Origin of the sequence: Maritalea porphyrae, assembly GCF_030159895.1 — a bacterium.
GTDB lineage: Bacteria > Pseudomonadota > Alphaproteobacteria > Rhizobiales > Devosiaceae > Maritalea > Maritalea porphyrae.
Genome location: NZ_BSNI01000002.1, coordinates 2352164 through 2371698 on the forward strand (window position 1 = coordinate 2352164; position 19535 = coordinate 2371698).

Annotated in this window: 24 protein-coding genes; 11 read left to right on the plus strand and 13 right to left on the minus strand. The window is 49.6% G+C overall.

The annotated features are described in order from the left end of the window. The first annotated feature begins 99 nt into the window (after positions 1–99). Positions 100–1092: a hypothetical protein gene (locus QQL65_RS14940; RefSeq protein ID WP_284365777.1), complete on the plus strand. Its 993-nt coding sequence runs from the start codon at positions 100–102 to the stop codon at positions 1090–1092. 52 nt (positions 1093–1144) lie between these two features. Then, on the plus strand, positions 1145–1654 hold the full coding sequence (locus tag QQL65_RS14945) for a hypothetical protein (RefSeq protein WP_284365779.1): 510 nt from the start codon (positions 1145–1147) through the stop codon (positions 1652–1654). A 15-nt stretch (positions 1655–1669) separates the two neighbouring features. Here the strand turns inward: QQL65_RS14945 and thrS are convergent, their stop codons facing one another. From thrS to QQL65_RS14960, 3 genes are all read right to left on the minus strand, one after another. Then, positions 1670–3628, minus strand: a complete 1959-nt coding sequence (thrS, locus tag QQL65_RS14950) for a threonine--tRNA ligase (protein WP_284365780.1) — start codon at positions 3626–3628, stop codon at positions 1670–1672. 86 nt (positions 3629–3714) lie between these two features. Beyond that, positions 3715–4017 carry a membrane protein insertion efficiency factor YidD gene (gene yidD, locus QQL65_RS14955; RefSeq protein WP_284365782.1) on the minus strand — a complete coding sequence of 101 codons (303 nt, stop codon included), beginning with the start codon at positions 4015–4017 and terminating at the stop codon, positions 3715–3717. Then, the gene (locus QQL65_RS14960; RefSeq protein WP_284365784.1) at positions 4017–4466 is read right to left on the minus strand and encodes an iron-sulfur cluster assembly scaffold protein; all 450 of its coding nucleotides are present in this window, start codon (positions 4464–4466) and stop codon (positions 4017–4019) included. Before QQL65_RS14960 ends, yidD begins: the two co-directional genes overlap by 1 nt. A gap of 171 nt (positions 4467–4637) precedes the next feature. Here QQL65_RS14960 and folE point away from each other — a divergent pair, with 171 nt between their 5' ends. Both folE and hisI read left to right on the plus strand, forming a co-directional pair. Continuing rightward, a complete protein-coding gene (gene folE, locus QQL65_RS14965; protein ID WP_284365786.1) occupies positions 4638–5267 on the plus strand; it encodes a GTP cyclohydrolase I FolE in 630 nt (209 codons plus the stop codon). 38 nt (positions 5268–5305) lie between these two features. Next, positions 5306–5755, plus strand: a complete 450-nt coding sequence (gene hisI / locus QQL65_RS14970) for a phosphoribosyl-AMP cyclohydrolase (protein ID WP_284365787.1) — start codon at positions 5306–5308, stop codon at positions 5753–5755. Positions 5756–5759: 4 nt separating this feature from the next. Here hisI and QQL65_RS14975 read toward each other — a convergent pair whose 3' ends face one another. Beyond that, positions 5760–6497: a rhomboid family intramembrane serine protease gene (locus QQL65_RS14975; protein ID WP_284365788.1), complete on the minus strand. Its 738-nt coding sequence runs from the start codon at positions 6495–6497 to the stop codon at positions 5760–5762. A 188-nt stretch (positions 6498–6685) separates the two neighbouring features. Between QQL65_RS14975 and QQL65_RS14980 the strand changes: the two genes are divergently transcribed. From QQL65_RS14980 to QQL65_RS14990, 3 genes are all read left to right on the plus strand, one after another. Then, positions 6686–7357, plus strand: a complete 672-nt coding sequence (locus QQL65_RS14980) for a PAS domain-containing protein (RefSeq protein WP_284365789.1) — start codon at positions 6686–6688, stop codon at positions 7355–7357. Positions 7358–7442: 85 nt separating this feature from the next. Next, positions 7443–8060: a PilZ domain-containing protein gene (locus QQL65_RS14985; RefSeq protein WP_284365790.1), complete on the plus strand. Its 618-nt coding sequence runs from the start codon at positions 7443–7445 to the stop codon at positions 8058–8060. Between the two features lie 217 nt (positions 8061–8277). Next, on the plus strand, positions 8278–8892 hold the full coding sequence (locus QQL65_RS14990) for a transglutaminase-like cysteine peptidase (protein WP_284365792.1): 615 nt from the start codon (positions 8278–8280) through the stop codon (positions 8890–8892). Between the two features lie 114 nt (positions 8893–9006). On the opposite strand, the gene QQL65_RS14995 is transcribed toward QQL65_RS14990, so the two are convergent. After that, positions 9007–9525 carry a gamma carbonic anhydrase family protein gene (locus QQL65_RS14995; protein ID WP_284365794.1) on the minus strand — a complete coding sequence of 173 codons (519 nt, stop codon included), beginning with the start codon at positions 9523–9525 and terminating at the stop codon, positions 9007–9009. 4 nt (positions 9526–9529) lie between these two features. Then, the gene (locus QQL65_RS15000) at positions 9530–9853 is read right to left on the minus strand and encodes a DUF6949 family protein (protein ID WP_284365795.1); all 324 of its coding nucleotides are present in this window, start codon (positions 9851–9853) and stop codon (positions 9530–9532) included. A 115-nt stretch (positions 9854–9968) separates the two neighbouring features. Between QQL65_RS15000 and QQL65_RS15005 the strand changes: the two genes are divergently transcribed. Further along, a complete protein-coding gene (locus tag QQL65_RS15005; protein WP_284365797.1) occupies positions 9969–10625 on the plus strand; it encodes a hypothetical protein in 657 nt (218 codons plus the stop codon). On the opposite strand, the gene QQL65_RS15010 is transcribed toward QQL65_RS15005, so the two are convergent. From QQL65_RS15010 to QQL65_RS15025, 4 genes are all read right to left on the minus strand, one after another. Then, complete coding sequence (locus QQL65_RS15010) at positions 10622–10840, minus strand: DUF3126 family protein (protein WP_284365798.1); 219 nt, start codon at positions 10838–10840, stop codon at positions 10622–10624. The two genes, QQL65_RS15005 and QQL65_RS15010, sit on opposite strands and share 4 nt — an antisense overlap. An 89-nt stretch (positions 10841–10929) precedes the next feature. Beyond that, entirely contained in the window at positions 10930–11316 is a 387-nt protein-coding gene (locus QQL65_RS15015; RefSeq protein WP_284365799.1) for a hypothetical protein, read from the minus strand. Further along, a complete protein-coding gene (gene cysE / locus QQL65_RS15020; RefSeq protein ID WP_284365801.1) occupies positions 11288–12124 on the minus strand; it encodes a serine O-acetyltransferase in 837 nt (278 codons plus the stop codon). Before cysE ends, QQL65_RS15015 begins: the two co-directional genes overlap by 29 nt. A 67-nt stretch (positions 12125–12191) precedes the next feature. Beyond that, the gene (locus QQL65_RS15025; RefSeq protein ID WP_284365803.1) at positions 12192–12950 is read right to left on the minus strand and encodes an alpha/beta fold hydrolase; all 759 of its coding nucleotides are present in this window, start codon (positions 12948–12950) and stop codon (positions 12192–12194) included. Between the two features lie 165 nt (positions 12951–13115). Between QQL65_RS15025 and QQL65_RS15030 the strand changes: the two genes are divergently transcribed. After that, positions 13116–13361 (plus strand): zinc-finger domain-containing protein, encoded by a 246-nt coding sequence (locus tag QQL65_RS15030; protein WP_284365804.1) that lies wholly within the window; start codon positions 13116–13118, stop codon positions 13359–13361. Positions 13362–13376: 15 nt separating this feature from the next. Then, positions 13377–14588: an FAD-dependent monooxygenase gene (locus QQL65_RS15035; RefSeq protein WP_284365806.1), complete on the plus strand. Its 1212-nt coding sequence runs from the start codon at positions 13377–13379 to the stop codon at positions 14586–14588. On the opposite strand, the gene QQL65_RS15040 is transcribed toward QQL65_RS15035, so the two are convergent. Further along, positions 14540–15409, minus strand: coding sequence for a pirin family protein (locus QQL65_RS15040; RefSeq protein WP_284365807.1), 870 nt, complete (start codon positions 15407–15409; stop codon positions 14540–14542). The two genes, QQL65_RS15035 and QQL65_RS15040, sit on opposite strands and share 49 nt — an antisense overlap. Before the next feature lie 217 nt (positions 15410–15626). Between QQL65_RS15040 and QQL65_RS15045 the strand changes: the two genes are divergently transcribed. Continuing rightward, a complete protein-coding gene (locus QQL65_RS15045; protein ID WP_284365808.1) occupies positions 15627–16895 on the plus strand; it encodes a TCR/Tet family MFS transporter in 1269 nt (422 codons plus the stop codon). Here QQL65_RS15045 and QQL65_RS15050 read toward each other — a convergent pair. Both QQL65_RS15050 and QQL65_RS15055 read right to left on the minus strand, forming a co-directional pair. Further along, on the minus strand, positions 16892–17818 hold the full coding sequence (locus QQL65_RS15050; RefSeq protein ID WP_284365810.1) for an ornithine cyclodeaminase family protein: 927 nt from the start codon (positions 17816–17818) through the stop codon (positions 16892–16894). The two genes, QQL65_RS15045 and QQL65_RS15050, sit on opposite strands and share 4 nt — an antisense overlap. A 167-nt stretch (positions 17819–17985) precedes the next feature. Beyond that, complete coding sequence (locus tag QQL65_RS15055) at positions 17986–19422, minus strand: mannose-1-phosphate guanylyltransferase/mannose-6-phosphate isomerase (protein ID WP_284365812.1); 1437 nt, start codon at positions 19420–19422, stop codon at positions 17986–17988. Between the last annotated feature and the right edge of the window lie 113 nt (positions 19423–19535).

Sequence of the window (19535 nt, forward strand, 5' to 3'; positions counted from 1 at the left end):
ATAGCTTGGCCGCAAACTTAATCCAAAAGCTTCATAGTTTGTTTGGTCGAAAAGGCATAAGCTGCGATCAACAATTGTGGAATGGCGAATGCGGCGCACATGAACAAAATTAGATTAACTTCTGCCCTCATGATCGGCTTGTGGCTGGTGTCTCCAAGCTTAGCACAAGAGACCGCGCCTGTTCCGCCTGTTCGACCGGATTATTTAGATATTTCAAGCCCTTCTGATCAAAACCAGAATCAGGATGAGAACGCTGAAGAACCAGAAGAGCTGATGGATGCGCCAGACGAAGGCCCTGAAACGGTTGTCCCTCCGGCAAGTGATGGCCCACCTCAACCGGTTACTATGAGTGCGCGCGTTGCAGAAGATGGTCCCTTTATTCCTTCCGGCGTAGAGTGGCGCATCTACTCAATCACACCAAACGAAAAAGGTGAGCTGGACCTATTGGCACGCTCAAGCGATTCTATCGCGAGCTTTTCACTACCAGCTGGCCAATACATCGCCCACGCTGCCTATGGCCGCGCCCAAGCGTCAGACACGGTAACCGTTGTAAATGGTCCAAACCAAATTGAGATCATTTTGGATGCAGGCGGACTGGAATTGAACGCCGCCGTTGTTGGCGATATTCCAATTCCTCGCCGTTGGCTGCGCTTCACGGTTTATGGGGAAAGCCCAAATGGCGGCGGAAAGAAGATTGTTGCACAAGCCGTCGCGCCGGGCCGAAAACTCTATTTGAATTCTGGCGTCTATAGTGTGGTATCTCACTTCGGCGACGTAAACGCCAGCGCGCGCGCTGATTTGCGGGTAGAACCGGGCCAACTCACTGCAGCCACCCTTTATCATAAAGCGGCTCAAGTGACGTTCAAACTGGTTTCTGAACCGGGCGGCGAAGCCATCGCCGATACATCTTGGATCATTAAAACCCTAGACGGTGAGACAGTGTTTCAGGAGAAAAACGCATTTCCGCAAACAGTTCTGGAACAAGGCGAATATATTCTCATTGGAAAACTTGGAAGCCGAGTATTCAACCGCGAATTCGAAATTGTACCCGGTCTTCCCAGAGAAATTGAATTATTAGCGGAAGCGAACTGATCCAGTTCTATCACTCCTGCGTAACCTCCCCAACTTCATGTGGGAGAACAAGATGAAAAAGCGAACCATTATTGCTGCAGCTTTGATCGGCGCGATGAGCATTGCATCAAGCGCGATCGCTGGCCAATTTCCAACGATAACAGCGGAAAACCTAAATAAAGTCGAGATGAATCTGCCGCAAGACTTCGGTGCCCGTCGCTCGATTGTCATGATCGCATATACTCAAAAGCAGCAAGACGATGTGAATACTTGGCTGCCTTTTCTAGATCAAATGGCTAGAAAATCAGGCGTCAAATACTACGAAACGCCAGTGATATCATCTGGCTACAAACTAATGAGTGGCTTCATCGATAATGGTATGCGCTCTGGCATAACCAGCAAATCGACACGCGCGAAAACTATTACGCTTTACACAAACGTATCAAAGTTCAACCGAGCTGTTGGTGTGAGCGGCAAGAGCACAATCCATGCGATCGTAATCGATCGAAATGGAAAGGTGCTCGCAACAGTAAGCGGCGCCTACTCCAAGGACAAAGCCAAGAAAATAAGCGCCGCTCTTTAATCAATCAAGATATTGCTAGCGAAGGTCTGGAGGGGTTCCCTCTGCGACCAACATAGCAATTGCGTCCTCGACGGGCATGACCTTTTGGCCTTGTTCCCCCAAGCGGCGGACGGAAACGGTTCCTTCGTTCGCCTCACGCTCGCCGAGGACAAGAATCGCCGGCACTTTATTTGTCGAGTGTTCGCGTACCTTGTAGTTGATCTTCTCGTTGCGGAAATCGGTTTCAACACGAATACCCGCAGCTTTCAGTTTCTCAACCACTGCCAATGCTGCTGGGTCAACGCTTGAAACAATCGTTGCCACAACCGCTTGGGTTGGCGCCAACCAAACAGGCATACGTCCCGCATGGTTTTCAATCAAAATGCCAATGAAGCGCTCAAGTGAACCCAAGATCGCACGGTGTAGCATCACAGGCATCTGGCGAGAGCTATCCTCCGCCACATAAGTCGCGCCCAAACGCTCTGGCAAAACGAAATCAAGCTGCAAAGTGCCACACTGCCACGAGCGACCAATCGCATCTTTTAAGTGGAACTCAAGCTTAGGCCCGTAAAACGCGCCTTCACCTTCAGCAATCTCGAACTCACGGCCTGTAGCACGCAAAGCGTCACCCAAGCCTTTTTCAGCCTGATCCCAAACTTCGTCGGTACCCGCACGCATCTCGGGGCGTGTCGCCAACAAGATTTTGACCTCGGTGAAACCCATATCTTCGTATACGGAATCCAGCAACGCACAGAACGCCTCTGTTTCAGAAGTCACTTGATCTTCACGACAGAAAATATGTCCATCATCCTGGGTCATTTGGCGCACGCGCATCAAACCGTGCAAAGCACCATGTGCTTCGTTCCGGTGACAACAGCCAAATTCAGCCAATCGAAGCGGCAAATCTCGGTAAGATTTGATACCCTGATTAAAGATTTGGATGTGGGCGGGACAGTTCATTGGCTTAAGCGCCAATAGTTTTGCGTCCTGCTCAATTTCCAAATGCTCTGAGTCAGAGGCAAATTCAATATCAGGCACAACAAACATGTCTTCGCGGAACTTAGACCAGTGGCCAGATTGCTCCCAAAGTTTGCTGTCCATCAATTGTGGCGTCTTCACTTCACCATAGCCAGCGCCGCGTACCTTGCGACGAATATACTCTTCCATCTGATTGTAGATGGTAAAGCCTTTTGGATGCCAGAATACTGACCCCTGTGCTTCTTCTTGCAGGTGGAACAAGTCCAACTCTTTGCCAAGTTTGCGGTGGTCGCGCTTTTCAGCCTCTTCAATCATATGAAGATACGCATCAAGCTGCTTCTGGTTTGCCCATGCTGTGCCGTAGATGCGAGACAGCATTTTATTGTTGCTGTCGCCACGCCAATAAGCGCCCGCTACCTTCGTAAGCTTAAATGCGGTGCCGATGTCTTTTGTGGTACGCATATGCGGTCCACGGCAGACATCCATCCACTGGCCCTGCTTGTAGATTTTGACGCTTTCATCCTCAGGAATCGCATCTATTAGCTCGACCTTGTAGTCTTCGCCCTTGGACTTGAACACGCGCTTTGCTTCATCGCGGTCCCAAACTTCCTTGGTAAACTCCGCGCCACGTTCGATAATCTGACGCATCTTTTTCTCGATAGCTTCAAAATCTTGCTCGGTGAAATGCTGATCACGTGCAAAGTCGTAGTAAAAGCCGTTTTCAATTGAAGGACCAATTGTGACCTGTGTATCTGGCCACAATTCCTGTACCGCTTCAGCGAGAACGTGCGCACAATCGTGACGAATGAGCTCAAGCGCTGCATCGTCATCACGCAATACAAATTCAATTGCACCATCGTGCTCAAACGGCTGAGCCAAATCAACAAGTTCGCCATCAACGCGCATGGCTACAGTTTTCTTAGCCAATGACTTGGAAATGGAGTTTACAATGGTGGTGCCGGTGGTACCCCGAGGATATTCTCGAACAGCACCATCAGGAAACGACACATTGACCATGATCTTTCTCCATTTCATATAAAATCGTCGCGGCAGCACTATTGCCCCGCATTCGGTCAGAAAAGTTGCTTTAACATGTTTTGGAATTATTTCCAGCGCCCAAAACGCCATGGCGCGTACCAACGGCCATTTGAAGGTAATTTTTCTGGGACTGGGTCAAATCCGTCACTACCGCCCGGGCGACACCTATAGACACGTCCCGCCCCCATCCAGCCACCGGGCCAGAAACCAAATCGCTTAATCGCGTCCATTGTGAACTCAGAACAACTTGGCGCGTGGCGACAAGTTCTGCCCATAAACGCAGAAAGCGAATAACGATAAACAAGGATAAACCCGACGGCGAGCCATCGGAATGGAAAGTCAATTATCTGGCCAATAATCCGCAGCATTATCCGGCGCGTTCAGTTCGATTTAGCTCATATTCGTCAATGGCATCAACCACCGCTTCAAACACCAGCAAGGTCGAAGTGTGGCGCGGTTTGTAGTCTTTTACAGGCTCAAGATATTTTAGATCTTCCCACCGGCCACTTGGCGGCGGACCGTCAGCTTTGAGCATGGCCACCATTTGAGTGCGAACGGTGCGCAATTCATCAAAAGTTGAACCGACAACGTGCTGCGCCATAACCGAAGCAGCGGTCTGCCCCAGCGCACAGGCATTTACTTCGTGCGAATATTGCGTGATTTGGCCATCTTCAATTCCCAATTGGACATCAATTGACGATCCGCAAACCCGAGAGACGCGGCGCGCTGTAGCATCCGGCGCGTCAAGCGGCGGCAATTGTGGCAGGTTGCCCGCCAGTTCAAGAATTTTGTCGCTATAGATTTGGTTGATGCTCATCGCGCGTTCATCACAAAGTTGGGTACACACTTGTTTATTGTTACACCATTACCTTATATAGGGTCGAGTTGAGAAAACACCAGTGCTCGGTTATTTCGATGAGGCGTTCGAAATAGTGAACCGTTCAGTCGCTGCGTGAGTATTAAAGGTCGACGCCATCAGGAGATGATTATGGATGCGACCGCCAAACCAATTAAACCTGCTCTAGTAGTGGAACCCGAAGTACAGCGTCCCACTCGCGCAGAAGCAGAAGCTGCCGTAAAAACCCTAATCGCATGGGCTGGCGACAACCCAGAACGCGAGGGCTTGCTGGACACGCCGAAGCGCGTGGTCAAGGCTTATGAAGAGCTCTATGAAGGATATCGGCAGAACGCACACGAAATTCTAAGCCGCACTTTTGATGAAGTTGGTGGCTATGACGACATCGTATTTGTGCGTGACATTCCATTCTTCTCCCATTGCGAACACCACATGGTACCGTTTGTTGGCAAGGCGCATATTGCCTATCTGCCAACCGAAGGCGTTGTTGGGCTGTCAAAATTGGCGCGTGTAACCGACGTCTTTGCGCGTCGTTTGCAGACCCAGGAAACCCTGACCGCTCAAATCATTGACGCGATCAATGATGCGCTTAATCCACGCGGCGCTGCAGTTATGCTTGAAGCGGAACATATGTGCATGTCGATGCGCGGCATTAAAAAACATGGCGCATCCACAATCACCCAACGCTTCACGGGTGTTTTTGCCGAAGAAACAGCTGAACAGCAGCGCTTCTTCTCGCTTCTAAATATGCAAAAAAGCTAATCCGGAATCTCGGATTGACCGAATATCACGAGTACAGAATGTCCATTTTCGCCGACCCAAAAGAACTGACTAAGTCCGAACTGGAGTCCGGTGACGTTTTCGCACCACGATTCGATGAGAACGAACTTATTCTCGCAATCACGTGCGATGCCAACACAAATGAATTGTTGATGGCAGCCTATATGAACCAGGAAGCGGTTCGCCTTACCCTTGAGACCGGGTTCGTGCATTATTATTCACGTTCTCGCCAAAGCCTTTGGAAAAAAGGCGAAAGTTCAGGTGAGTTGCAAGAATTCGTGGAAATGCGCACCGATTGCGATCAGGACATTTTACAGGTCTTAGCCATCCAAACCGGCACAGGGGCTGCATGCCACACCGGCCGCAAGTCCTGCCTCTACCGAAAAGTATTCATGGCAGATGGGGATGTAAGGCTGCAATCGCTGGACATGCCACAATTGTTTGATCCGGCTGAGAAATACAAATCGTGATTGCCTAGAATGGTCGGCGTTCCAACCACGCGACCATCAAGTATCCTGCAAGATATCCACCCAAATGCGCTTGCCACGCAATAGCGCCTTCAACGCCCATCAAACCCGGCATCAAGCCAAAAACGATGTTTAGTCCCAACCAAAAGCCCGCGAAGCTTAGCGAGCGCTTGTTCTTAACAATTTCAGTCAATGTTGCCAGTTTTCGGCCCAAAACATGCACTTGGCCCGTGTCCTCATCAACCAGCGTTTGCACAGGCTGAAACACGAATCGTGTTGCCCCACCAATCAGCGCAGAAACGGCACCTGATGCACCGATGAGCACCGAAAACTGAGCACCTGTGAAAAAGGCAAATACGATTGCCCCACTTGCCGAGCCAAAAAAGAACACACCAAAAAATCCAAGATTGCCATACCGGCGAGCAATTGGACTTCCAAACACGGCCAACCAAGCAATATTAAATAGCAGATGTTGCCACCCAGCGTGCAAAAAAGCGTGTGAAAACAAGGTGTAATAGCGCGCCAACTCACCACCTCTAAACTCATCAGGCAAGAGGTCCCGCTGCGCAATGTAGCCAAATTGCAAAAAGAAATTGCGGTATGATTCGGGCGTCAAAACCAGCTCAGCAGCCAAATGAATAAGAAACAAAAGGCCAATCGTGGCCCCAACAACTAAAGGCAAGTTGAACGCTGGTGGATTTTTGCTCGGTTCAGGCGCTTCGTCCTGTCCAGTTGGTTGGTTCATAAATACTCCTTCCCCCTCTTATGCCCGTCTTTTACGTACTTTTCCACAATCACCCGCCGCGTTAACCTTAATAAAGCTTTAAGGGCGATTTTTTGCGCGGTTTGGTCCAAATTGGCTCCACTGAAATTGACGAATGAGGCCGAACTGAGCACCGAGCAAACGGTGCCAGCCAGTTTTATGCGGGGAATATGACGAATATGCAGATGCAAAGCACGCAGCGGCTCTATAAATATTGGAACGAATTGCGGGGCACACGCAGTGCGCCTGAACGCCGTGACGTGGATCCGACTAAGATTCGCAACGCTTTGGCGAACACTTTTATTCTGGAAGCCTCCCCTGACCACGAGACCTTCAATTTCCGTCTCGCCGGTTCGCATATCTGCTCGACCTATTGCCGTGAGCTAAAGAACCGCTCATTCATCGACCTTTGGCACCGTCGCGACAAAGATGCGATTGAAACCTTGATCAAAGCTGTCACCGACGATCACGCCGCAGCGCTTGTTACGTTCAACGCAACAAGCCAGCACAATGCGCAGCTGACGTTCGAAACATTGCTTTTGCCACTTCGCCACAATGGTGCAACAAACAACCGGATCATCGGCTCAATCACCGCTTTCGACGAACCGCTCTGGTTTGGCACTCAACCTATTATGGAACAACGTATTTCTGGTCTTCGACTGATTTGGCCAGACGACCATCAAAATGAGTTTGCTGGCCAAGACTTTAGCACAGAAGTCGCAGCGGATGACGACGCAGATGTCATTGATATTCGATCTTCTTTTGGGCAATCAGCCAAAGTATTTGGTATTAATGCAAGACGTTACGCTCATCTGTCGGTAATTGATGGCGGAAAACAGTAATCAAAGTACATTTGCCATTACACTCGGTTAACTAACTAGGTGTTATCTTTGCTATAGTTGATCAGAACAATATGGCAAATGCCCTATGCACACCCAGGCGTTGAGAACAGAGCATCCAAACCAGGTTGAACCTGGCAGATTTCAACGCGTCAAGATATCGCTACTTGGTCGCTACATGCTGGCGGACCGCCGCGAGTTCCCTTGTCAGGTTGTCGAAATGTCACCGGGTGATGCAGTTATTATCGCACCTGAGATAGGCAAACTGGGCGAAAAAGTTATCGCCTATATTGATCATCTCGGCCGGATTGAAGGCACAATTCAAGGTGAAGAAGAAGGCGGATTTGTTATCAGCGTAAACGCTTCGCCGCGCAAACGCGACAAACTTGCCGCGCAGCTAACATGGTTCGCCAACAAAGACATTCTCAATCTTCCAGAAGATCGTAGACATGAACGTCAGGTACCTGACATTCGTCACTCACGTATCATTTTGGAGGATGGTCGCAACTATCGTTGTAAGATTGTTGATATCTCGCTTTCAGGCGCTGCCGTTGAAATAGACGTAAAACCCGCCATGGGCACACCAATTACATTGGGTAGAATGCGCGCCCGCGTTGTTCGCCACTTCGACGACGGTATTGCGGTTGAGTTCTCTTCTGTCCAAGAGATCTTTACAGTCGTTCAGGCAAACTTACGATCCGAATAAGATAATCAATCCTGCATTGAATTGAGCCCGCCATTTTGAGCGGGCTTTTTTGTGCGCGTTGTTTAAATGCAAACCTGCAGGTGTTGCCCAACGGCTCTCCCACCATGCTTAACAGCACCTGAATCTAACCCATTGTTTTTGAATAAAAGTCTGCCGTTTTATTTTTCAGGCCGGAAATTTCCGATCTCCATAGTGGTCCTCGTCAGGGAGACTACAAATGAAGAATTTAAAACAGCTATTTCGCAACTGCATGATAGGCATGACCGCGCTCGCGGCATTCGCTTCGCCTGCGCTTGCTATTTCATCCAACGATGCATTCGTTGCAGAAGTACGTGAAACCTCAATACCGATGGGGCACGCCGCCTTTTGTCAAACGCGTCCATCCGAATGCGCACAGAACACACATTTCGTATCTTATGAAAAGCTTACGCAAGCCAAGTGGCAGCAGCTTTTAAACGTCAACGCCAAGTTTAATACCGAAATTAAGCCGATCAACGACATCGATTTGTACCAAACCGAAGAATACTGGACCTATCCACGCGGGTATGGCGATTGCGAAGACTATGTCTTGGCTAAGCGAAAAGCCTTGATCCAAGCCGGTTGGGCACCAAGCACGCTGCTCGTAACGGTTGTACGCCAACAATCGGGCGAAGGACACGCGGTGCTGACAGTGCGAACGGACAGAGGTGACCTAATTCTGGATAACCAAGAAGGACTAATCAAAGTTTGGAGTGAGACGCCGTACGCCTACATCAAGCGCCAATCGCAGATACATGCGGGCCGCTGGATGGAGCTTTCGGATAACAGAACCATAACTCTAGCGAGCAACTAATCGCTCAATAAATTCCCCAACTTTCGGCCAAACTTCCAACCCTGACACCGGCCGAAACACAAAGACCAGCTTTCCCCGAGGCTGGTCTTTGGCCTTTTTGGATACCGTTTGGCCCTAAAGGGGCTTAACAGCTGTCAAATAGTGCTGACCGCGATCCACATAACCCATTGCATGCGCGATGCGATCATCAAAACTTGATGGATCTAGTTCTTTCTTGACCTTGCCAGGCATGCCCAAAACCATTGAAAATGGCGGAATAATCTGACCTTCGGTCACAACAGCCCCTGCCCCAACAATCGAACCCTTGCCAATAACGCAACCGTTCATGATAGTTGCGCCCATCCCCACGAGCACACCTTCTTCCAACTTGCAGCCATGCAAGATTGCGCGGTGGCCAATTGTGCAGTATTCACCAATTTCGACTGGAAATCCTGCATCAGTATGAATCACAGTGAGGTCTTGGATATTGGCATTTTCGCCAACAATGATCGGTTCGATATCCCCGCGCAGTACCGAGCCATACCAAATATTTGACTTGGATTTAGCCACAATGCGCCCAATTAGGTCTGCACTGTCGGCAACAAATGCGTCAGATGCGATTTGCGGCACATCACCTTCAAATGAGTATTGCACGTGCTTACAGCTCTAAAACGCCGATATAGGTGTATAGAACGAACAGGCCGATGATAAAGCTCCAACCGAACGCGATGAAAGCAGAAAGCAGCGCTTGACTCATGTGCAAACCACCAGCACTGTCACGTCGCCAACCCATGTTGAGCATGATGAACGGGCCACAAACAAAACTCATCATCAAATGAGCCGCTGTGCCAAACACATTCGCACCATCGAATCGCAGTACAGCTTCTTGTTTCCACACCCATTGGTAAAAATATGTAGCCCCGCCGGCAAATGCCATGCCCACAGCTATAATATACAAAGAAATCAAAAACTCGTTGGCCACAACTATCTCCCGCCCAAACAACGTGCGCACGTTTACGATTTGTTAAACATATTCTTGGCGCTATCACTTGTCACGTAAGAGCACGCGAAATGGTTAACGCCGCAACTGGAGAGAAATGACCAAACCAAGCTCCCAAAAAGCGAAAAATGGCTTAGGAACCAACATCTTAATCCTTCTTATTTGTCTAAGCCTACTGGGTTTGGCAACGGTCTACGCATTAGATTTTTTTGAAGAAACCCGAAACATCCAACGCCAAGCGGACAATAAGTTGGTGGAGTTTTCAATTTCGGCAACAAAAATGCAGGCGCCAAGAACGTGGATCACTTCCGATTTCAATGAAGAGCAATCAGTGGTGAACTTGCTGCAATTGAGCATACCAATTGAGATTGAAGACTTTTCGATTAAGGTAACAACCACGCTGCTACCTGCAGCTCGTGCAGCGCCCAGCGCGTATCTGCTCGATTCCCTTTACATTCACAATTTCGCGCCCGGCCCTTCCGATCAACGGTTTGGCCTTGTTGTGAAAAAGCTGCGTAACGAAGCAGGATATGAGGATGAGTCGATCTGGTACGATGCGCTAAGCGCCAGCCCTTTTGTTGCCAAATGCCTCAACGAAGAGGCGGCAAACACGAATGCAAAGAATTGTATTACAACCGTGTTGGTCAATAAGCGCGTATCCGCGCTTATTCAGTTTGAACAAAGCCTGATGCCCTATTGGCGGCCATTCTCAGTTGCGATGGAACGGCGCTTGGCATCACTACAAGCAAATTAGGCGTATTCTTCCAAATCGATATCAAGAATTGCCATTTGGAAGTTAAAAGAACGCTCGCCCTCATCTTCATCCAAATACATTACGCCAATGAATTCATCGCCGAGATAAACTTCAGCAGAATCATCCTTTTTTGGACGCGCGCGCACTTCAAACGCCGGATTTCCAAATTTGCCGCGCAAATATTTGGTGAGGTTTTCGATTTCTTCTTTTGTCATTTTGACCACCGCTTTTGGCGTTAAAAGTTAGAGGGCGAAACTAACAAGATCACCCAATTGCTCAACAGCTAGTTTGGTTTTCCCCAACCTTAGCCGAATTTCGCGTTTTGATGGTGAAAGGTTTTTTGCCAAGCCCCATCGCGTTCAATCCATAGCGCCATGCAAATATCAGGCTGCGTCCGCTCAGCTTCGCGCATATAGGCAAGACAACAACTATTCTCAGACCCAAAATGCGCCCACAAGCGCGTGATTCCTGTGCGCTCCGAGTCGGTATTGTTCAACTGATCAACATACTCGTGCTTGGCAACAGTGTTGCCCTGCGCATCAAAACTGACAAAATCAGACGCGACCATATTGGCAACGTCTCCGGACGTAGCAGAAGGCACCGCCAACTGCTCTTCCCGTTGCCATATCTGATCAACTATATCTTGTTCTGTTGCTGTAAGCTCATTCTGATTTGGATTTACCGCTATCATCGACAATCATTTGGTCCATTCTGGATGCAGGTTGGGCGCAACCGGCCTCTCCCACAACCTTGGCGGGAACGCCAGCAACAGTGGTCTTAGCAGGAACATCCTTTAAAACTACTGAACCAGCAGCAATTCGTGCGCAATCCCCAATTGAAATGTTGCCCAAAATCTTTGCGCCAGCACCAATCATAACGCCACAGCCAATTTTTGGGTGGCGATCGCCGTCTTCTTTGCCTGTTCCACCAAGCGTCACAGCGTGCAAAATGGAAACGTCATTTCCAACACGCGCAGTTTCACCGATAACCAAACCAGTTGCATGGTCGACCATGATACCGCGTCCAATTACAGCTGCGGGGTGAATGTCCACCTGAAATACTTGCGATGCTCTGCTTTGCAGATATTTTGCGAAGTCTTTGCGGCCCGTCTTCCACAACTCATGAGAAAACCGATAGGTTTGAATGGCTTGGAAGCCTTTGAAGAACAACACCGGATCGATTGCACGATTGCATGCAGGATCACGCTCAAGTGTTGCTGCCAAATCTGTACGTATGTTGTCGGCAATCGCCGGGTTGTCCCGAAGCACATCAAAAAACGCGCGACGGATAATCGCCGCAGGCATATCCCGATGGTCCAATAGCTCCGACGCACGATAAGCTATCGCCTCTTCCACCCGCTCGTGGTTCAGCACATTGGCGATGACAAAGCCTGAAAACGCTGGCTCATTCGCCATCATTTGCTCCGCATCGCTGCAAATTGAGCGCCAAACCGGGTCTACAATTGTCGGTTTTTGCGATTGCAGCTTTGTCTCAGCCATCGGAGATCTCCTAATTCAACTCAATTCTATATGGGTGATCAAATCCTAGATTTCCACCCAACGCGCACTAAATTGGATATTGGCGCTCTAGGAATGATAACACAGCTTGCTTAAACTGTTTATCCCCCGTCGCGCGCATGTGATCGCGACCTTCAATTACGTAAGATTCGCCCTGTTTCATCAACGCAGCCAACGGCTCTGGGCGACCGCCAACCTCGTCTTCGCTGCCCACAGCCACGAGCACGGGCAATTCGATCTTTGAAATATCTTCTTCTGTAATACGTTGCCGCGACGAAGCCATGCAAGCAGCCAGTGCCCGACGGTCACTCTTTGTATGATCAGCAAAAATGCGGAACATCCGACCGGTTTTGTCCGTAATTTCTTCCAAAGTTGGTGCCAACAATGCATCAACAATCACCCCAGAAGTTGTCATGCCGATGGTCATTCGTTCGCCCAAACCGCCAAATACCGCACATTTGACCAATTCCGGCGCAGACATTGAAACGTAAGCGGATATGCGCGCGCCCATGGAATAACCCATTATTGCAATCTGCTTGAGTCCAAGAAACTTGATAAGATTGACCGAGTCCTTGGCCATCTCGCTCGAAGGATAGGCGTCACTGTCATAAATCTTCTGGGATTTTCCGTGTCCCCGATTATCAATCGTGATTACCCGATAGCCAGCGCGCACCAAAGAATCGACCCAGCCCGTATCAACCCAGTTCACTTTGCCGTTCGAGCCAAATCCATGAACAAGCAATATTGATGGCCCTTCGCCATAGATGGAATAGGCAATTTCATAGCCTTCAGATTGGAAGTGCGGCATTTTGGACCCTATTTAGTTGCATTTGCACCGCTCAATATCAGCAAAATGTGTTTTGGCAAATTGTCAACTTGATCGGCAGGCGTTATACGCTGGTCAACGCGATTGGGTTTGGATATGTTTCAACCTAATTTGTCACGAGACCATTTTTGAAAAAACGAGAGCAATATGGCACACGGCACAACACCGCATTACCACAACGCAATGGGCGTCCAAAAAATCGAAATTGGGTCCAAAGAGTTTAAATGTGTGGGCGCATTGCCGCCATTTGATCATCCACATGTGTTTTTGGATATGGGCGATGATAGTGACATTGTGTGCCCCTACTGCTCTACGCATTATATTCACAATGGCAATCTGGGCGCCGCAGCATCTTCTCCAAAAGAAGCCGTTTACGACGCCCACAAGGCGTAGCAAACGAGGAAAAACATGGGCCCCGAAAAGACGATTTCAATCAATGGGGCTGGCATTGCTGGCTTAACGCTGGCGCTTGCGCTCGCAAAATTTGGGTTCCGCGTGGTCATCGCGGAACAGCATCATGAGATTTCTGAATTTGGCGCAGGGATGCAAATCAGCCCTAACGCGCGCCGGGTTCTCACCGAGCTTGGTCTAGATGATGCAATTACTGCTCACAGTTTTGAGCCAGAAGGCATCGACATTTACCGGCACGGTAAAAGCGATCCAATTTCTCACGTCAAACTCGGTCAATTCGCCAAACAGCGTTACCAGGGCACCCCTTACGCCGTAATGCATCGCGCTGATCTCGCTCAACAGCTTTACAAAGCGACCAAAGCTTTTCCAAATATCGAAATTCTTTTTGGCGTCACAAAAACGCGTGTCGAAGATTTGGGAGACGCTGTATCCGTAATGATAGAGCGCGAAGGTAAACCAAGTTATCCGCTGACGGCGCGCGCGCAAATCGGTGCGGATGGAGTTCGATCCGTAACGCGTACTGAATCGCTCAGCGGTCAACGTCCACAATATTCCGGTTATGTGGCATGGCGTGCCATGGCCGATCTTGAGCAACTTGGCAATTTGCTGCCGAAGGATCGCACATCCCTTTTCTGGGGCACTGACTACCACATGGTTGTCTATCCGCTGCCACAACGCGATCAATTCAATGTAGTGCTCGTCACCGAGTTTGCATTGCCACTTGAAGACAGTGACACGCCGGAAATCAGCAACAAATCTCTGCGCAAAAACAGTAAGTTATCTGCGATTATGGAATCAATTTCTGATCCTTGGACCGCATGGCCGCTGTTTAGCGTAAAGACAGAGACTTGGCACAAAGGCAACGTGGCAATCCTTGGTGATGCAGCTCACGCAATGCTGCCTTTCCAGGCGCAAGGTGCGGCCATGTCAATTGAAGATGCGGGTCTTATGGCAACGATTCTTGCCAGCGAAACCGACAACGCGACGGCATTTGGCAAATGGCAAAATCTACGACATGCTCGTGCAACCAAGGTTCAAGATCAGAGCCAGAAAAACGGATTCGTATTTCACATGTCTCCACCGCTTAGCTGGGGTCGGGACGCAGTGGTCGCTGGCAAAAGTGCAGAAGCTCATCTAGAACGCTTGGACTGGATATACGCTCACGACCCGTTTGAAGGTATGGTCGGGCCAAATCCACCTGAAGAATAATTCGCAAACGCCTGTTTCAATTCTTCGCGACTGTTCATGACAAATGGGCCCTTTCGCACAATCGGTTCGCCAATTGGTGTGCCACCAATCAGCAGCAAACGCCCACCTGTATCACTATCGATATCGACCGCTTCGGATGTGGGTTCAAATTCAACCATTGCGTTTGGACCCACAATTATGGTGCCGCCATCATTGTCTGGCACGCAGACGGTGCCTTCTATCACTAACCCCAGTAGCGACGATGCTTCAATTTCCCGATGAATCCGACTACCTGGTCGAAATGACACATCAAGAAATTCAATTCTCTCGGGCAACCCAGATTGCACGGGCAACGCAGCGCCAAGCTCTTTGACTACAACACCATCCTTTTTGTTCGTCTGAACAATTCTGTCTGATTTGATGAGCGCGTATTGCGGCGGCTGACCTTTTTCTGCGCTACTAAGGTTTAGCCAAAGCTGCACGCCTTTTGCGCCGACCCCGTCATCACCATCGCGTAGTTTTTCCTCATGAATGACACCATTGCCAGCCCGCATCCACTGCATGTCGCCCGAAATAGCCGACCCAGAGTTGCCCTGATTATCCTTGTGATCGACCGCGCCGGATAGCACAAGGGTCAACGTATCAAATCCCTTGTGCGGGTGTGCTTCAAACCCTGCCGCAGTGGCGCCAACTTGCATTTCAAACACATCGAGCAACAAAACTGGATCAATATGCTCAACACTTTGCCCCCCCACAAATCGATGCACATGCGTCGATTTTGCCTCACTAATATCTTGGGAATAATGAATACGCTTGGCGCGGCGGCCCGTAACCTGTGACATCAAAACATTCTTCGCCTAGAAAACACAACCTTAGATTATAATAGCATGGCAATGCGCAGTAGCGTCATCAAATAGATGCGAAAAACTGCAATTGACTGTTGCACCCAAATTGACAGCACGGTCAAAAAGACGCGCCTGCCCCTAAACAAAGCGCTTGCAAATCCTATATTGGACGTGTCAATTGCCCCAAATAATCAATCAAGGCTGAAGAAATCCGATGACGGCAGTGAAAAACCCCCGGCTTGCGCTGATCTTTATTCTGGTCACCGTATTTATCGACATTCTTGGCCTTGGGATCATTGTGCCAGTGCTGCCTGGTCTGCTTGAAGAGCTGACCGCAGAGAAAGTTTCAAGCGCTGCCGCATATGGTGGCTTTTTGATTTCGGCATATGCGTTGATGCAATTCATCTTTTCGCCGATTCTAGGAAATCTATCCGATCGATTTGGGCGTCGCCCGGTGCTGCTCGCCTCACTGCTTGGGCTCACACTTGATTATCTTTTGATGGGCTTCGCACCAACCATCGTCTGGCTCTTCATTGGTCGCATTGTCGCGGGCATTATGGGCGCTGCAATTTCCACAGCGACCGCTTATATTGCCGACATCTCACCAAAAGAAAAACGCGCCCAAAACTTCGGCCTAATCGGTGCTGCGGTTGGCGCAGGATTCATTATCGGCCCCGCCATTGGTGGTCAGCTTGGTGAATTTGGCACGCGCGTACCGTTCTTTGCAGCTGCTGGCGTTGCGTTCCTTAATCTGATCTATGGCTACTTTGTGCTGCCCGAAAGCCTAGGCATGCGCAAACGTCGCCGCTTTGACGTAAAGCGCGCCAATCCACTTGGCACAATTCTCTCTCTCAAGCAGTTTCCATTCGTAATCTCGTTCCTTGGCGTACTGTTCTTCTTCTCGCTTGCCGGCCAAGCCTATCCAAGCATTTGGAGCTTTTTCACCATCGAGCGATTCCAATGGTCACCAGGGCAAATTGGCATCTCGCTTTCAGTCTTTGGAATTATGTTCGCGGTGGTGCAAGGCGGACTAATGCGCCCAGCAATTAAGTTCTTTGGTGAACTCTGGACTGTTGTACTTGGACTCGCCTTCGCAGCTATCGGGTTCTTTGGCATGGCTTTTATCGATACTGCAGTGGGGCTCTATATCTTCCTGCTCCCCGGTGCTTTAGGTGGATTCGTTGGTCCTGGGCTTAACGGCCTCATGTCCAACCGTGTCGCAGACAACGCGCAAGGCGAATTGCAAGGCGGCGTGAATGCGGTGAATTCCATCACCGCAATTCTTGGCCCCCTCGCCGCGACGCAATTGTTTGCCTACTTCACGATGTCGCCAAATGCGCCAGCATACTTCCCAGGCGTTGCGTTTTTTGCCGCTGGCATCGCCATTTTGGTCGGCTCCGCAATCTTCTTCCAAGCCACTGTACGTTCAGGATTATTCTCTAAGAAAAACAAATCAGCGAAAACTGGCGAAGCAGAAAATTAGGCTGACCATTTGTCATAAATGAGTTTGGCGACCATTAGATCAAGATGGGCACCACCGCCGTTCTTAAAAACAGTGATGTCTTCGGCACTTCCACGCCCACTAGCCTCACCATTTGCAAAATCATAGTAGTCGGCAATCACGTCGCCTTCTGACAACACGCCAGCAGCAATTGGAATGCTTAGTTCACCAATGTCATGAATGGTTGTGTCGCGAGAATCGACAAATAACTTGCCCTTCCGCATCAAAACATCGTCCGCTTCGCGCATGTCCAATCGAAATGCGCCGATCAGATCCACATGCGTACCGGGACGAACCCAGTCACCCATTATGATCGGCTGTCGCGCCATAGTGGCTGTCGAAACAATGTCTGCTTGCTCAACAGCCCGCTGCAAGTCATCTGCCACCGAGCAACCTTTTGTATCTGCAAGCGCACGTGCATTGTCCAAGTTGCGGCTCCAAATGTGAACTTCTTCAAGCGCAGGAAAGACTTCGCGATACGCATCAACAAGTGAACCCGCAACGGTTCCGGAACCGACAATCAGCAAGCGCTTAGAATCTGGTCGAGCCAATAGACGTGCACCCAATACACTGTCGCCCGCAGTTTTCCATTTGGTTACCAGCTGACCGTCAATCAGCGCGCGAATTGCGCCTGTTTCATCATCAAACAACACAACAACAGATTCGATTGTTGGCAATGGCGGCTTCCGGTCTGCGTTGTCGGGATAAATTGTCACCGACTTAAGGGCTAACCCCAATCCATCAATCCATGCCGCACGGTTGAGCATAGACTGTGTACCACGCTCCAGCGCAAGGTCTCCAAGGCGGGCTTTGTTTTGCCTGTGCCCTGCAAGCATGGCGTCAGCGACCTCTCGCCAGCGCAGTTTGTGCTCAACTTCTTCAATAGAAATAAATGGAATTTGCATGTAGACCTCTTAGATTTCACACCCAGTCGACAGCATCGCATAACAATTTTCAAGCGCACAAATCATCAATTTAGTTCGTTTTGTATATTTTATCCAAAATTGCCATGCAAAGGAAACGCCGTGCAACAATGTTGCACGGCGCAACCAACAAACCGTCTTAAACGTTGCTATGCGCGGCCGAACTCGTCCTCGATGCGTACAATGTCGTCTTCACCTAGATATGAGCCCGTTTGCACTTCAATCAACTCCAGCAAAATCTTGCCTTTGTTCTCGAGCCGGTGAACTGCGCCCAGCGGAATATAAACTGATTCATTTTCGCTAAGCGTCTTCACGCTATCGTCGACAGTCACTTCAGCCGTACCGCTAACCACAACCCAATGCTCTGATCGGTGGTGGTGCTTTTGCAACGAAAGCTTTTTGCCAGGTTTCACGAACAACCGTTTCACTTGGAAGCGATTACCCACAACCAAAGAAGAATATCCACCCCACGGGCGATAGCATGTGCGGTGTGTTTCAGTCAGCGGCGCAGTACGCGCATCGCTACGAAGCGTTTTCACCAACGCGCCGACTTTTTGCGCATCACTAAGCGCACCGACGAAGATCGCATCTTCACTAACGATGACAGCCACATCGTCCAGACCGTTGACGGTAACCTGCCCCGTTTCGGAGTAAACGAGTGAATTCTTTGTCTCGCTGAGCATGACATCGCCAACAGCGACGTTGCCTAATTGGTCCTGAGCGCCAACTTTCCAAACAGCATCCCAGCTTCCCAAATCAGACCACTCGATGGGCGCAGGCACAACCGCTGCCTTTTTGGTTTTCTCAAAGATCGCATAATCGATTGAAATGTCGGGGGATTGCGCAAATGAAGCCTCGTCCAAACGCACAAAGTCCAAGTCTTTGTCCGCTTTTTCAACCGCGGCAGCAACCGCCCTTGCAACATCAGGCGCCAATGCCTCACACTCAGCGATAATCACATCACGCTCAAACAAGAACATGCCAGAATTCCAAAGATGCTGGCCGCCAGCCACAAGCTGTTCAGCGACGTCTTGATTTGGTTTTTCAACAAATTTCGCAACTTTGAAGCCGCCGCATTCTATGGCCTCACCCTGCTCGATATAGCCATAGCCCGTTGCAGGTTCTGTTGGTTTAATTCCGAATGTAACCAAATTGCCAGCTGCTGCGCATAGTGCTGCCGCATCAACAGCTGCGGCATAATCTGCATCTTCGACAATGCGATGATCTGAGGCCAAAACAAAAATCAGTGTGTCTTCACTTTGCTGCCCTGCCAGATACTTTGCTGCAGCCAACACAGCAGCGGTTGTATTGCGCGCAACTGGCTCTAACAAAACAGCACTAAGTTCAACACCAGCTTCAAGCGCCTGCTCAGCAACCAAAAAACGATATTCATTGTTGGTGATGACGATGGGTTCAGCGAATTTTTCACGATCTGAAACACGTTCAAGCGTCTGTTGGAAAAGGCTGTTATCGCCAGCGAGGTTCAAAAATTGCTTTGGCCGCGCAGACCGAGAAATTGGCCAAAGCCGCGTTCCTTTGCCCCCCGCAAGGATTACCGGCACGATACGCCCAACACTGCACGACATGAAAAACTCCAATTTTAGATCTAAAGATTACCGAATATCGTCATTTCCATACCAATGCAAATTTGAATTGCCAACCTATTTATCCAGATTTTGATAACGTCAAAGCACATCAT